Below are 14,481 nucleotides of genomic sequence, written 5' to 3' on the forward strand. Positions count from 1 at the left end.
GTTAATGTCCTCTTACTGTCCATCTAATCCAAGCCTCGCCAGCCACGGGTGAATATGATGCTAACCACAGCGAGGCTAGGAATAATTCTGCGTATGAATATTCAATATCACCCCATATCCCATTATTTATTTTGTCAATGCTAACCCCGTAGTTTTGTGTTTTCATTGGTATTAACAAATTAATAAAATTGCCGCAAACGGCATTTGCGTATGGGGTTTTAGCTAGAATTACACTAGATTGTTCAATGAATCCGTTTGAATATTTGTTATACCAGCTATCGCCGTGCACATATGACTCAACAATGTATATTCTATTGTTTAACTGATCGATTTTGTTGTTAATATTAGACACATCAGTAATAACTGATTCCCCGTTAACGGTTAATTTAGCAAAATCAACAGAGTTACCTACCACGTAAATAGGTGATCCGTTTACCTGTTTTTGAACAGCAGGGATGGTACCAATATCATCCGCCGTTGGTTTATTATTAGGTGAGTAAACTCGCTGAGAATTTTCAGTTAAATTTTTAACATCTAATGAGCCGTCAATTAACTGACTATCTACACCAGATTTTTTAATGAAAACTGAAGTGTCAATTGAGGATGCGGCTTTTTTGGCATCCTCTGCCGATTTTTCAGCATTCAGTTCAGATGTTTTGGCGTTGCTCTCGGATAGGCTGGCTGAATTTGCACTATTACTAGATTTTTGAGCTGAATTACTTGAAGCTGTGGCTGATGAGCTGGCGCTATCAGCACTGTTTTTTGCTGATGCCGCACTATTGAGCGCCGATGAGCTAGCATCTATGGCTGTATCGGCGTTTTTTGCTGTTTGTTCCGCATAGCTTTTACTTTCCTCTAACAGTTTAGCCAGTTCATTTGAAATTGCATATTGTGATTTTATCGTAACCTGTCGCCCGTCTGGAGCGGTTAGGGTGACCTCGTTTTCACTTGTTAATATTGTGTGCCAAGCGTCAAGTTGAATTTGATAATAATTCAGCATTTCGGATATTCGCAACGCTAAAGCCTCAATTGAAACATTGGGCGATGTTGGGATTTCGTAATTAACCCCAGTTTTTGTATCGCCAATATATTCATTTGCTAGCGTCAACTGTGTATCAGATTGAACAGACGCTATTTCACATATTTCTATTGAATTTTTTGTTTTTAATATTAACATTTGACCTGAACAAACACCAATTAATGGATTTGCCCATTTAGTCTCAATACCCGTTACTGATTTACTACCATTAGTAATTGTAATTGTACCTGTTTTATACCAAGACATAACTTTCCTCAAAGTTAAACAATAAATATAATTAAAGTATTTTTAAAAGATAAGGTTCAGAAAACCTGATTCTATTGATATTTTCTAATATCTATAAAGGGGATGTTTTCAATTTTTGGGAAATTTGTAATATGCTTTCCTTTAATATTGACTAATAGATGAAGACAAACACTCTCATTTATTGCTGTAGAAAAAATATCAAATATCAAATTCCCGAATGTTGGCAAGTTAAATAATTTTGATCCGTAAACAGTACATAAAACAGCGACAGGAAAACCAAGTTCAATTTTCAAGCTATTTCTTTCAAGAGTTTGTTTGCTTTTATTAAACAAATTATGGTCTGGCACCCTACAAAAATCCATTTCAAGCGGTTTGCATGAATTGTTATAAACAAGATTATGTTTTTCATTATAAATTTCTAACCCATAACTAGTTAACCTTGGTACATAGTTTGCAAACAAATAAACTTCTAAATTAAATTCAAAGTTATTACTATAAGCAATTTCTATAAACTTAAATCCGTTAATTGAGCGCACAGATGAAACCATCGCTGGAGCATCTTCAATTAACCCTACAGCTCTCACGAATGGAAGCACAATATGTACATCTGAAATTCCCGTATTAATATTTATTTTTCTGATTTTTATATTTCCCCTAGGAATTGTCACATTTATTTTTTTTATAAAATTCATGGGGGTTACATTTGGTGATATAAAAACTTGCCCAGCATTATTTTTGATTGTCAGTCCATAACTCATTTATTACCTCTCAAAAAAACAAAAATATCAAATGAATACCCCCTACTGGTCCAAGTCAAGGTTTCATTGTCGATCCTAACATCTAAAAAAACTTCTGAGATATTTTCACCGAATGACGAGACCCAATTCATTGTAAACATATCAAGATCAAAGCTATATTTTTTTTGCCCACTACTTCCCGAATTAATGCGAAAAAAATCTAAAACATAGACAGGACTAATAAAATTAATAACATCTCGTTGATTATCATCAAAAACCTGTATTCCAAACATAATTATTACCTCAACTTCCCAAGTTTGACACGCAACAATCCTCTTTCATCGAAAACTTTAACGCCCTCATTATTAATTAACACCTTACTTTGTCCCTCAAAAATTCCATTTATTTCAAATTGTCCATTTTTATGCAAAACCCATCCAGTCCGACCCTGCACATAATTATCGGATTGAATTGAATTCGCAATTTTTGCGCTAGTGATTGATGCGTCCTTGATTTTTGCGTTTGTGATTGTTCCATCCCCTATAACAGCATCATTAATAATCACTTGATCTCCATGCGTTGTGAATACTGTTTGAGGATTTCCATTGGCTGAGTTCATGATTGAAAAACGATCTTGAAGAAAAATGACATTGCTTTGCATTCCATGTTCAGTGTTTTCAACCCCCATTGTCATACCTGCAACATACTGTTGACCTTTGTCATCCACTTCAACTTTCATTGTGCGATGAGCTGAAACTTTACCATTTAAATTGTTTACCGTTTCACTGACATCTGAAATGGTGGTAGAAACATCTCCAACTTTTGTGTTAATTGCCTGTATTGATTTGGCAGTAGCGGCATTTTGTTCCGCTGTTGTCTGTTTTAATTCGGATAAGTTGCTATTTATACTACCGTATTTGGTGTTCAGCTCCTTTAAAGCAATGGCAGTTGTTTCTTTCTCAGTTAATAACACTGAATGAGTTTCTTGAATTTCAGCGGACAAGTTGCCGTTTTCAATTCTACGGCGTCGTGTCTCTGTATCATTTGCCAACGCATTTTCAATAATTGATTTAGCGTTCTCAATTGAACTTACAGCGGTATTATCCACCGAATCTACAATCGAGTTCCAAGCGTCTGTTTCTTTTATTTCTTCAAAAATATGGTCTGTCAAATCGTTAGTATTGGTACTTGAAACACCTCTAACCCAATCTGTCCAATCACTGATGTTACCAATTTTATCGACAAGACGAGCACGGTAGAAAAACTGTTGACCTATAGCTAACCCTGTCTGAGAATAATTGCAAGTTGGGTAACTAACATTGCTTAATAGCAGGGCATTTTCTTCATTTTCAGTCAAACTATATTGAATTTCTGTGTAACTACTATCTCCGCTTCCAATTGGAAACGACCAATTAAGGTCAATACCAAATACCACACTTTCGCTAGCAGTAAAGTCTACTGGTCTGTCAGGTTTACCAACTTTTCCTTTGATTGCTTTGGCTTGTGAATAGGCCCAAGGTGAAGATGCATCAATCGCATTTACTGCTCGTACTCGAACTTCATAAACACCGGCGTAAACACCTTCGACGGTAAAATTCGTTCCATTAGTTCGACCAATATTAATCCAAGACGAATTATCTTTTCTCCATTGAGCAATATAGTTTGTCGCACCCTCTACCACATCCCAAGAAGCTTGTAATGATGCCACTGACAGGCCTTGAGATATATAACTACTTTCTGATAAAACAATATTTTTGGGGGATGAAACTGAACTTGGCGGAGTAACTGTTATTGGTTTTGGCTCTAATCGTATACCTTGATCTATATATTTGAATTTATTTGGATCATGATGAATAGCCGTAATTGTAAACTGACCTTCATTAGACGATGATATTGAGGTTACTCTATAATACTGAATAGCGATATTATCACTATCAATACACCATACTGCGCCAGCAACTGGTGTCAGTTTATAATTAGCCGTAACAGTGAGTGTTTTTTTGTCTGTACTAATCGCTCTAATCGTTCGGCTTTGCGCAGTGCCATCCGGTAAATTAAGGACTAACCGATCGCCCACATCATATTCAACGGCTCTATCTAATGTGATTTTTCGTCCTTCAACGGCGTGAATACGCCCGCCATTTTCTTTGCCAGAACGAGAAGGGTCAGCAATCCCAATGATTCGCGCAGGTAAAGGAATATAGCCATCGAGTCCTACTGAAAATGTGATCACTTCATCTTTTGCATTAGAAAGTAAAGCCCAACGTCCACGTCGTTGCGCTTCAGCTTGCGAAGTACAACCTATCGCTGTTAATTTCATGACATTGACATCATAACGACGCATCAAGTCATGGTCCCACACAGCCTCAACATCATCACAATAATGATTGTTAGGATCAGAATATGCAACTAAACAGGATGTATAACGATTTTTATATGAACCACCAGAATAGGTAAAATCGCCAATAACATTAGAAGGATGATAGATAAAATCTGGTTCATCTTGCGGCATATCTGCGGTTAAACAGATCTGATCATTCCCCCAAAATATAATGCCCCGAAATGAAGCCACTAAATCTTTTAGAACGTTATAAGCCTCTTCTTGACTTTGTATATATTCATTACAAGCAAAGCGAGGTTCCATGCCACCTCGACCATCCGGCACCATTTGATCACAATACTGACCTAATTGGTAAATTGACCATTTATCGAGCATTGTTGAGTCAATTCTTACCCCCATACCTGCTATCTCATCACGCATCAAATAATAAGAAAGCCAAGCAGGATTATTGGTATATGCCATTTTAAATCCACCTGTCCAAGTGCCTGAATAGGTCCTGTTTACTGGATCATAATTGTCTGGTACTTGGACAATTTTTCCTTTCAGTTTACAACTAATTTTAGGAATAGAACCATTAAATTGGCTAGCATCTAACTCGATATAAAGTAGAGCGGTATTAGGATACCGTAATTTACTGTCAATAATTTCCGCATATGAAAAAACACTAAACGCATTAATCAATTTATTCGATTTTGAATCAGGTGTTAGTCGTCTAACACGTATACTCCACCCTTCTAATGCATTTGGTAAATTGATGCGATGATCTCGCTGATATTCTGAGGTTGTTTTTCCATTAAATTCACCACGAATAATCGTTTCAAACGCACTGCCATCTGTTGATAAGTCAATAGTATACTTGGTAACAGTTCCTACCGTATCACCATTTTCTTTATAATGTAAATGACTTGGTAAACTTAATTTGATTCTTATGGCATCTAATTCTAGATTACTAAATGATCGTATCCAAGGATTGTCAGATTTTACTGTAAAAGCGGCTTTTAACTCATTACTTATCTCAGGTATTCCTTGAATATAATCTTGCGTTTGGGCACCATTACGAAATTCCCATGCAACACCATTAAAATTACGTGTGCCATCGAGATTGGCTAGTGGAGTATTATCAATGAATATATTTTGTTCTGTTAGATCGCCTTGAATTTCCCCTTCACTTAATGCTAAAAGCACTTTGAGCTTTGCTGTTGAAAGCAAATTATCGGGTTGTTCATAAGGTCTATGTTGTTTTTTTTTACCGCCCTTTTGACCTTCTATTAATTGCATAATCCACCTATTGTTGATCTTCTGAATAAATACCCGCGTTAATCACTGCGCCACCAATTTCACGATTACCTAATAAAACAGGAACAGGATATCCCACCGCATTGGTATTAACGGGCGCCCCAAAACCATAATTAGGCTTATTTTCAGTATTTGATGCCCCACCTGCGTTAAATTTAGGCTGAGGGGTAAGTAATTGCACAATGCCACCTAATGCCATGCTCAAACCAATACTAGCTAAAACTGAAGATGCAGTAATTTCAGCACCCAATAGCGTTAAAGAGGCACCACCAGTAAAGAAAGCACCAATTAAAGCAACGGCTCCGATCACAACTTGTAATAAACCACCACTTTTGGCGCCTTGAGCTATCGGCATAATCATATAATTTTTGCCATTAACATTAATATCAAACTCATCGATTCCAATATTTTTTCCATCCACAAAAAAGGCAAACTTAATGCCTTTTAAATGAGCCGTACTCATATATTTTTCAAATCCTTTTATTGTCGCACAAAGTGCGCGTAGCAATTCACGGATATTGTTTACGTCATACGTATGCTTTTTTCCAAATTGCCTTGCCATTGCACCTTTCAAAGTTAACTTACTGAGCATTAAATAACTCCTTATGCCGCACAATGCGAACAGTTCTATCTCGAAAATATTTACCGTAAGGTGTACGTGTAGATAATTGACCGTACAGGTGGTGTAAAATAAGATTATCCCCCACATAAATAGCAGCATGATTTGTGACTTGCGAACCAATGCGCATCATAACTATGTCCCCGACTTTCATTTCATTCAGACCGACTTCAACAAATCCTTCTGCTTGCCAATTATCATCATAAAGATGCTCTTTCCCACTATCCCACCATTCTCGTGGCACTGAATAATTGTTTAATTTAATCCCATATTCACGATCATAATAATCCATTATTAATGACCAACAATCAGCGTGACCAAGCAACCATTGCCGTCCGGTATAATCTCGATTTATTCGTGGCGATATTGTGCAAAAATCACCATCAGGGGCAGACATTATTCCCCATTCAATACCTGTATAATCACATTGAATACGGTCAAACTCTGACGGAACCAGTGACGTAACATCAGGATGAGAATGAATAATCATGATAATTTCACCTTGTTTTTCTGCAGCTAACTGTTCTTCTGGTGATATTAAAAAATGCGCTTGTGGATTATCTGAAATGTTTTTACAAGGTAGATAGATCTGTTTTTTTCCCGTATCAATAATGAATCCACAAGCTTCATTTGGGTATTCGCTATCCACATGCTTTTTGATTGAATCAAGTAATTTTTGTCGCATATTACTTACCTTGAAGATTAGCCGCAGGAAAACCGCCAAACGGAAGAGGTTTATTACCATGTCGGGCTTTACAATCTTTTAATAGTCCTCCACATTCATCTTTTGCCGGATCATCAACGGCAATTCCGTCTTTGGTGAAAAACTTATTTCCAGCATAATCACAGCCTGTACCTGAGCGGTACCATCCGCGCATACACCAAGTACATAGTGTTGTGATTTGCCTGGTAGGCAATTGTAAATTTTGAATATCAAATGGCGAACAAAGTTCAAATTCAACAATAGCTTTCGTTTCTTCGCGTTTATTATTAATAAAAAATAATTGAACTCTTTCTTGAGTTGGATCGGCTGTGGCATTACCTGCTAACCAGTTGTCTGAATCAAGGTATTTTGCCATTGTGGTATGAATTTTTACTCTCGCTTGAACTAAATCATCATAATCTATACACAATCTAGTCACTCTTCCGTCAATATTACCGATTGACAATTTAGGGGTAGGTTGTGCACCCGTACTACTTAATTCAAGATCGCTTAATTCATACGGATACGGTAAATATTCTTTACCTTGCCATTTTATAGAAGGTAAATTTCCAACAGCAAAGGAAGCCCACCCTTCAGCAGAGATATTATGAGAATGAAATCGTAAAACCTCATCAAGCCCAAATTTTGTACAATCAACTTCAATAAGTTGTATCAGCTCATTGCCTTCAATGGCTTGTAAATCTTGTGTTATTGACATGTTCTCTCCATCAATCCCCAAAACTTAATTAAGAAAATTTTTTGAGGTCTACATTTGAATAATTAAGGTGCATAAGATTGGACAAAAGTAAAACTTAGCTTTACCACATTCGAAGAGATAAATTCAGATTTGATTGATTCGTTTTGAACACGATATAATCTTTCTTCTCCCCAAGGGTTAACCCACTGAAAGGAATGAATAATATGGCTGTTAAGAAACTGACGGATTTCAGATAATTCGTTACAATGACCCGTATAGGACAAATCCCATGTTTCACCTGATTTATTGATTCCAGAACTCCAAATTTGCGAATATCCATCGTTAAATTTTACTTCTGTGATACTCATTTTTTCCCCTCCATTGGGGGAATGCATTGTTTTCCATTTAAATTTATCTACTTTCATATACTCCTCAAACAAAATTTGGTTTTGAATATGTCTAGGTAATTTAGTTGAATTAAAAACATCAAAATTGAGTAATTAACAATACAATTTTTTGACATAAGCGTGAAAACGGATATTTATTAATGTGATCAATTCTAACTTTATGTTTTTTTTTGCAATAAGAAATTAACTTAATTTTGTTGAACTGAATCCATTTACGCGCTATAGACGACTAAAATACGATGATATTCCAAGAAATAGGGATGACTAAAAATGAGTTGTTATTGTGTTTTAATATTCGAATAAGTATTAAAATTATGCCATTTAGAGATTTTAATAAGAATCTAAATGGTTAATATTATTACTTCATCGCATACATGACGTTGTATAACTCTCCTCCCGGTGAAACTGATTTTTTAAACATCTCATTCATTTGCCGTCTAATAACTGCATCTACTTGAGATTGAACTTGTTTTGGATCGGTATTTTTGCCATGAGTAGAAGTACTATTTTCTGAAGACATATTTAATACAATATTGGGATTAACAGTGATTGCATTTGAAGAAGGAGTTGTGCGTTGGGCTAATGCTATCGGAGCCGAAATAGAGGTATGAATATAACCACCGCTATCGTATCCTTTATGAGAATCATTCATCAGACTATAAAGATAGTCTACACCTAATCGTTTAGTTGCCTCTTTTGTAAAAACAAACTCGCCTTTATGAACAATTCCTGCTGGTTGGTACTTATTACCTCGTCCGGTAAAACCGCCCGGTTCCAATGCATATCCCACACTTCCACCCGAAGCATATCCAAGAATTCCCCCCCCTGTATAAGCTTGTTGAAGCCCTCCGGTCGCTTTTCCTCCACCACCAAAACTCGTTAAAGCAGATTGAATAATCTGCGCTAAAATCAATTTATTAATAATTTCAATTAGATTAACTAAGATAGTTTTTGCAAACTCTTGAAAGTTTGCTTTGCCTGTTGTGACAAGCGTTGTCATCATTTGAGACATAGATCCAATTGAATTTTGCGCAAAATCTTTAGCAACACTAAAAACATCTTGAGATGTTTCAGCAAATTCTTTCAAACCAGTTGTTAAACCAGCTATCCAATCTCCTTTTTGTAAATCTTCTTGCACAAAACTTTCTTCTAAAAGTTGAGCTGCCTCAAGGTAGTTTTGGGTTATAGTGATGATGTTTTCTTGACTTAGATTATTACTCGGATCTAAATCTTGTTCCTTGTTTCTTTCTAAATTAATTCGACTTTGATACCTTGACGATTGAGATGATGTCATTCCAAAGGTCGCTTTTTTATCTGCAATCTCATTTTGTAATTGAGTAGAATTGTGAGTACTATTTTGTAAAATCTGTTGGACTTTGATTCGACCATTGATTTCTTCAGAAATTGACGCATTTTTTTCATATTGAGTAAGTAACGACGCTTTATTGGCTAGTAAATAACGTTCTTCTGCGGTTAGTCTACTTTTATTGTTTTCTTGTTCCAAGATGTTAATCTGAGCTTGCAAATCAAAGTATTTTTTACGTTCTGCCGTTATCGCACCGATCGTTGCATTCTGTTCTTTTAATGATTCTAGTTGAATTTGAAGATTTTTTTCATCCCGTTGACTAGTTTTTAATAATGACGGCGCACTATTTTTTGAAGAAAATAAAGTATTTATTTTATTTACATTGCCTTTATCGCCTTGAGGGTTGCCAGTTAAATCATTTGATGACTTCAGTATTTTTGTTGAATTGCTGACTTTGGTAATAATTTCTTTAAATTTTATTATAAAATTATCTAAATTATCATTTCCTTTACCAGCTATTGATGAAATGTCTCCAAAATAAGCTCCAAGATCATTTAATTTTGCTTCAAACTCGAATGAATTTGAGGCATTTTTAATTTCTAACAATTTATTTAAAAAAAGCTTAGCTTCTTCATTAGTTATATTCCAGGTTTTAGCAAGTTGCTCAGTGCTTGATTTAAAAGAACTAAAGATTTTATCATACACCTCTTGATTAGCCTCTCTATATTGTTCTTTACTCTCCCAAATATTATCAATTTTTTCAGGTACTTCAATTCCATTTGGATGTTTTTGAATATAGTCCAATTCATTAGTTATTCTGTTAAATTTAATCTTTGATTCTTTTAAAATTTCTTCAAACACACCTTTTGAAGACGCAATTGATTTTTCTGAAAGTCTTTTTGAAGTCTGAATAAATGCCGTCGCAAATTTGGGATTTATATTTGCTAGTTCCTTTAATTCATCAGTAAATGAAACTGTTCCATCTTTATTTAGTTTAACAATACTATACAGTTTTTCTTGAGACTCACTTAAACTATCAGTGGCAGATACAGCATTATCAAAATAGTCAAACAAATCCTTACCGACAACGGCACCCACTTTAACTATCGTACCAATAGCTTTCCCAACAGGACCGAACAATTCACCAATTTCTATTCCATGTTCCGCCAGTGTCATTAATGGATTTTTCTTCACATTCGCTTGTGCTGACATCTGTTTCATTTGATTTGAAATCTGACTTAATGCCGCACTCATTTTTTCACTTGTATTGGCAAATGTTTCTTGCGATTCAATTATCCCAATTAATTGATACTTAGAGCTTTCAATTATTGAATTAAAAACTTGAAAAGCATGAGCATCAATAAATCCATTTCCATTATTGTCAGATAATTGTTGTTGCACGTAAAGCAGATTATCCAATGCTTTGTTGACCGGATGAATGATCCCTAATAACTTATTATAGACTCCAATTTGGTTATACAAAGATTCCAATTGACGTTTACTAATATTGTTATGCATTAGTTTAGATGTATTTAGTGTTCTCAAACTTTTATCAGTGGTTTTAAGCTTTACATCTAACTCGTTAATTCTTTTAATCTCTTTATCAAGATTGCCTGTATCAACTTTTAATGATAATGTAGTTGTTTTTGACATAGATTACCCATATTAAATAAACCGACTTTCGTCGGTTATTTTGATTTGTGTATGATTGTTAAGGCCTGACTTTCCATTAACCGAATATCATTAAAAATTTTTTGGTTTCCTTTAATATCAAGCATTTGCATTACCCAAGGTAAGCAATTATAGTCAAGACCTAAAATACCACTCATGCTTGTTCTCCACTGCGTTGACATGGCTTGGAATAACTGGAAAGCATCCCAGTTATCTGACCATATTTCTATATACTCATCTTCATAATCGACTTCCGATAGCCCAAAAGAATCAAGTTCAGCTTTTGAAGGCATTGATGAATAAAGTGCAGTGGCAAGCTCTATGAGTTTTTTTCTCGCTGTCCCAACATCTCTTTATAATAAGTATTGGTTATTGCTTGCCAAGCAGCAGGATAGTTATTTAATAAGATATTTAAATTTTCTTGATTAAACTCTTCATCCAAATTCCAACCGGATACAATTTTCATCATAAATTCAATGATAGGTTTATCCTTAAGCTCGGTCTCAAACACGGTCAGTTTATCAACTGAATAATGTTTGAAATCAAAACTAATTTGACCATCGTCCAATCCAGGACGCGGAATGGAAACTTCACATCTAAATGTCGGATCTGCAATAAGTTTAAATTTTGCCATGATTAAAATATCCTAGTTAATCTTTATAGAAAGTAATTGCTGGTGATTCAACTGTGGCACTCACTTTTACAGTTTCAATATCATTAATGGCTGTTGTTGGCGTTGGATCAAAAGCAATACGGACAGAGTCATAACGTGTTTCTTTAGCTTTAGGAACATACATTTTCATTGCAACAACATTATTGGTTAAATCCAACTGCTGTAACAATGTGTAGATAGGTAATGAGCTGTCATGAGCAATGGTAAAACTTTTACTTTTCGCTGATTTGATAGTCGGTAATTGACGTTCTGCATCATCATCAAGGAACTGAATTTGAATAAATTGCTGTTCACCACCTTCAGTAGCAACCTCTTTAATTTGAGGTAGTTGTTCCCATTCTGTGATTTTGGTGATAGTTCCTTGTCCTTCTCCAACAGGGAATACCGTTGTATTACTAGTATTAATATTACCCAAAGTCACTTCATTGTTATTTACATGAGAAATTTTTGCGACAATATTATTCAATTTAGTCCATGATGAAGTGAGCATGACTTCGTCCCCGACCACTAGTCCATGCCCTGAATTTAAAGTTACCACTGCTTCTTTAGCATTAGAAATTGAATTAAAGTTAGTTACTTCATTGTGTGATTTTTGTACATATACACGTGAACCATTAGGTAAAGCAAAACCCATAATATATATCTCCTTAGATTTTATTTAAAATATAGAATCAGCACGATAGTTAAAGCTGATCGGTAGTGTATAACAAGCATTATCCATTTTTGCTGGATAAACACTTGGTATAGAATTTACATAAAGTGAAAAGTTAGGACTTGTTAACTCTAAATTGAGTGGAAAATGCTGAATAATATCATCAGATATTTGTTGAGAACGTAACTTACCGCTATTGATAGGTGCGACAACAGAAATTTGATAAACACCTCGATAAACCTTCAATTTTCCTTCTGAATCAACGCTTGTTGTTACTTCTGGTAAAATATAAGTTCTGAGATAAATATCGGAATGAGAAAGTATTTCACTATTTTCAGCGAAAACAGGTAAGTTTAGTTTCTTTGCAATAATATCAAGGTGAGATTCAAGCAATGCTGAGATTGTTGAAATCAAATTATCATCTCCTTAGCGACATTTTATAAATAGATCTTGTTAATTATTGTTTGCTCCTAAATTTCATAAAAACTTCAAAAATTAAGGAAGAGTTTTTTAAATTTATTCAATAAATTCGATTAGAAAAAGCTATTTACACCTGATAAAACAATTATCTATTACACATAAACAGTGTGTTATTTTGAGGTGCAATGACTTGACAATAATATTGCTGCCAACCTTCAATTATGGCTCGGTTATAGCCGATTGCGTTGGTGAGACGGTAATAATCTTGTTGAGAAGACTTTGCAAGTCGTAAGGCTTGCTCAGCAACATCGCCGGTGGTGGCACTATTTCGCTCGATGGCGGCAACTTTGACGCGCAACTCGACAAGACCATTATCCACATTATCACGTAAATTCTCTGTTTTAACCTGTTCATCTTTTATTGTCTCAATGATAGTTGACTCAATTTGTTTAATGGCATTATTATTTTGTTGATATGCTTTAAATTGCGCTTCTAACGTAAGGGTTTTAGTGATAGCTATTTGTTCATCCTTCCAACAGCGATACGCAAAATAGAGCGCAAAAAAAGTGATAAAAATACAACAATACGGTAATATTTTAGGGAGTAACGTAAACTTGTTCATCACATCAAACCATTTAAATACACTGTTTTACCGCCATTTTTAATTGCAGTGAGTACTATTTGACGGTTTTTGGTTGGACTAAATCCGATATGCACCCATTGATTATGCTCTTGGATAAGCTTATCAAATACCACACCGGCATCAATTAAGCGTTGACAAATTTGTTTCGGCGTACCAAATGGAGAACGAAAGTCAACCGCTAAACCCTTTGTATGAGCACTATTTGCAGCACCACCGATCCGGGCATTTAATGCCGGACAACGGTAACCGGAAGTAATGATGATTGGGTGCTCAAGGGCTTTTCTGACCAGTTCAAGTTTTATTGCTGTTAATTGGATATTGGGCATCAGTGCTGCCGGTACTGAATTGTCTATTTTTAGTCGACTGGCGGTCAGTGAATAAGTAAACTCTTCCAGTTTGAAGTGTTCAGTCAATTTCATTTGTTTTAATTTCCTCTCAATTATCATGTTCACGTGTTTTTTTTAATAATTGTTCTTCAAGTGTTTTGATTAATGTGGCACCTGACCACCCCGCTAACCCAGCCACACCGCCTGCCAGTTCAAACTGCCAGTTAAAGTAACTTGCCGCTAGCAAAACCAAACCGCCAGCAAAGGTGGAGATAAAGATCTGAGCAATTAAAATCATCAGATTGAACTTATTACCATTGATAATTTGATAGCAATAACTGGCAAGTGAACCAAGTAAAGTGATAAAAAATAAATAAACGACAACATACCAATTGATATGGTCAGGCTCTTTGATTGGCATAGGTTTCATCTTCATCGTGAGCCTCCTGCTGAGGCAGTTAAAAATAAGAAAGGGTTACGCAGCACTTATGTATAAATTATTTTCTGAGATTGCTCTGCGAACCCGTTGAATTGTGATAACTGATAGTTAAATCGTAGACATAAAAAAACCGCAATGAAGCGGTTTAATAAAAGAGACTTATATTAATGAAGTTTATTTAATTTATTTTGATTATTTTATATGAATAAACAGGATGTTAAATAACACATTGCAAATTAAAGGCAATAAAAAAGCCCGCTTAGCGG

Annotated in this window: 16 protein-coding genes; all 16 read right to left on the bottom strand. The window is 35.2% G+C overall.

What is annotated here, in order from left to right:
• Position 1: 1 nt before the first annotated feature.
• Positions 2 to 1,285, bottom strand: a complete 1,284-nt coding sequence (locus tag GYM75_RS08275; protein ID WP_220215500.1) for a hypothetical protein — start codon at positions 1,283 to 1,285, stop codon at positions 2 to 4.
• A 71-nt stretch (positions 1,286 to 1,356) separates the two neighbouring features.
• Positions 1,357 to 2,043 (bottom strand): hypothetical protein, encoded by a 687-nt coding sequence (locus GYM75_RS08280; protein WP_065559609.1) that lies wholly within the window; start codon positions 2,041 to 2,043, stop codon positions 1,357 to 1,359.
• Positions 2,040 to 2,315: a hypothetical protein gene (locus tag GYM75_RS08285; protein ID WP_065559610.1), complete on the bottom strand. Its 276-nt coding sequence runs from the start codon at positions 2,313 to 2,315 to the stop codon at positions 2,040 to 2,042. Before GYM75_RS08285 ends, GYM75_RS08280 begins: the two co-directional genes overlap by 4 nt.
• Before the next feature lie 5 nt (positions 2,316 to 2,320).
• Entirely contained in the window at positions 2,321 to 5,641 is a 3,321-nt protein-coding gene (locus GYM75_RS08290) for a host specificity protein J (protein ID WP_220215501.1), read from the bottom strand.
• A gap of 7 nt (positions 5,642 to 5,648) precedes the next feature.
• Positions 5,649 to 6,251 carry a tail assembly protein gene (locus GYM75_RS08295; protein WP_220215502.1) on the bottom strand — a complete coding sequence of 201 codons (603 nt, stop codon included), beginning with the start codon at positions 6,249 to 6,251 and terminating at the stop codon, positions 5,649 to 5,651.
• Positions 6,241 to 6,963 carry a C40 family peptidase gene (locus GYM75_RS08300; protein ID WP_220215503.1) on the bottom strand — a complete coding sequence of 241 codons (723 nt, stop codon included), beginning with the start codon at positions 6,961 to 6,963 and terminating at the stop codon, positions 6,241 to 6,243. The genes GYM75_RS08295 and GYM75_RS08300 overlap by 11 nt, the downstream gene beginning before the upstream one ends.
• 1 nt (position 6,964) lies before the next feature.
• Positions 6,965 to 7,699, bottom strand: a complete 735-nt coding sequence (locus GYM75_RS08305) for a phage minor tail protein L (RefSeq protein WP_065559614.1) — start codon at positions 7,697 to 7,699, stop codon at positions 6,965 to 6,967.
• 62 nt (positions 7,700 to 7,761) lie between these two features.
• On the bottom strand, positions 7,762 to 8,103 hold the full coding sequence (locus GYM75_RS08310; RefSeq protein WP_220215504.1) for a phage tail protein: 342 nt from the start codon (positions 8,101 to 8,103) through the stop codon (positions 7,762 to 7,764).
• A 340-nt stretch (positions 8,104 to 8,443) separates the two neighbouring features.
• A complete protein-coding gene (locus GYM75_RS08315) occupies positions 8,444 to 11,044 on the bottom strand; it encodes a phage tail tape measure protein (RefSeq protein ID WP_220215505.1) in 2,601 nt (866 codons plus the stop codon).
• A 35-nt stretch (positions 11,045 to 11,079) separates the two neighbouring features.
• The gene (locus tag GYM75_RS08320) at positions 11,080 to 11,355 is read right to left on the bottom strand and encodes a DUF1799 domain-containing protein (RefSeq protein ID WP_220215506.1); all 276 of its coding nucleotides are present in this window, start codon (positions 11,353 to 11,355) and stop codon (positions 11,080 to 11,082) included.
• A 26-nt stretch (positions 11,356 to 11,381) separates the two neighbouring features.
• Positions 11,382 to 11,696, bottom strand: coding sequence for a phage tail assembly chaperone (locus GYM75_RS08325; protein ID WP_065559617.1), 315 nt, complete (start codon positions 11,694 to 11,696; stop codon positions 11,382 to 11,384).
• Positions 11,697 to 11,712: 16 nt separating this feature from the next.
• Positions 11,713 to 12,369 (bottom strand): phage tail protein, encoded by a 657-nt coding sequence (locus tag GYM75_RS08330; RefSeq protein ID WP_220215507.1) that lies wholly within the window; start codon positions 12,367 to 12,369, stop codon positions 11,713 to 11,715.
• Positions 12,370 to 12,393: 24 nt separating this feature from the next.
• Complete coding sequence (locus tag GYM75_RS08335; protein WP_220215508.1) at positions 12,394 to 12,801, bottom strand: phage tail terminator-like protein; 408 nt, start codon at positions 12,799 to 12,801, stop codon at positions 12,394 to 12,396.
• Positions 12,802 to 12,952: 151 nt separating this feature from the next.
• Complete coding sequence (locus tag GYM75_RS08340) at positions 12,953 to 13,429, bottom strand: lysis system i-spanin subunit Rz (RefSeq protein WP_220215509.1); 477 nt, start codon at positions 13,427 to 13,429, stop codon at positions 12,953 to 12,955.
• On the bottom strand, positions 13,429 to 13,869 hold the full coding sequence (locus GYM75_RS08345) for a D-Ala-D-Ala carboxypeptidase family metallohydrolase (RefSeq protein ID WP_220215510.1): 441 nt from the start codon (positions 13,867 to 13,869) through the stop codon (positions 13,429 to 13,431). Before GYM75_RS08345 ends, GYM75_RS08340 begins: the two co-directional genes overlap by 1 nt.
• Before the next feature lie 16 nt (positions 13,870 to 13,885).
• Positions 13,886 to 14,212 (bottom strand): phage holin family protein, encoded by a 327-nt coding sequence (locus GYM75_RS08350; RefSeq protein WP_220215511.1) that lies wholly within the window; start codon positions 14,210 to 14,212, stop codon positions 13,886 to 13,888.
• Positions 14,213 to 14,481 lie beyond the last annotated feature (269 nt).

Source organism: Gilliamella sp. ESL0441 (assembly GCF_019469185.1).
Taxonomy (GTDB): Bacteria; Pseudomonadota; Gammaproteobacteria; order Enterobacterales; family Orbaceae; genus Gilliamella.